The sequence below is a fragment of the Alteromonas sp. CH_MED4-4 genome (genome assembly GCF_037029575.1).
Classification (GTDB): Bacteria; Pseudomonadota; Gammaproteobacteria; order Enterobacterales; family Alteromonadaceae; genus Alteromonas; species Alteromonas macleodii.
In genome coordinates, this window is sequence record NZ_JAYMEU010000084.1 from 1 (window position 1) to 537 (window position 537).

The following is a 537-nucleotide window of genomic DNA, read 5'->3' on the forward strand; positions in this document are numbered from 1 at the left end:
ACCACCTCCGCAGCCATTTATTGGTGTGGTCTACAGAGGATTATGTCTTTTTAGAGGGGAAAATCCCTAGAACCCCAAGATGCTTCAGAGGCATCGTTTACAGAGCTTTCAATTTCTAACGCTATGGCGCTAATTTTTTCTTCTCTTGAAAAGTTGTCATTATGCCTAAATAACGCCACATTATGCTTTCTCGCTGCCCTCAGCACGGTTTCAATTACTGCTCTGTTCACATTATTCTCCCAACACTTTACTTCATGGTACCGTGAAAATCGGCTTCCATGATTGCCCCTATTACCCACTCATGAGGCTCCCAGTTGTTTGCCTCTTCTTCCGTTTTAGGTAAATAGGCATGCTGGTCTTTTTCACCGGCAATCAGGGCGTGGATTCTACATAATTCAATAGCTTGGTCTCGTGACATGATTTATTCCTCAATATTTGGAAAGTTAAACTGGGCTAAGCTGGACCAGCGGGGGCATTTGAACGAAAACCTACGGTTTTGAATCCTGTGGCACCCTCGAAACCGTAGGTTTCCGTCAG

2 protein-coding genes are annotated in these 537 nt (G+C 44.5%); both read right to left on the reverse strand.

The features are described from left to right. Positions 1–50: 50 nt before the first annotated feature. On the reverse strand, positions 51–230 hold the full coding sequence (locus WA381_RS20995) for a hypothetical protein (RefSeq protein ID WP_156087440.1): 180 nt from the start codon (positions 228–230) through the stop codon (positions 51–53). 17 nt (positions 231–247) lie between these two features. Continuing rightward, complete coding sequence (locus tag WA381_RS21000) at positions 248–418, reverse strand: hypothetical protein (protein ID WP_156087441.1); 171 nt, start codon at positions 416–418, stop codon at positions 248–250. Positions 419–537 lie beyond the last annotated feature (119 nt).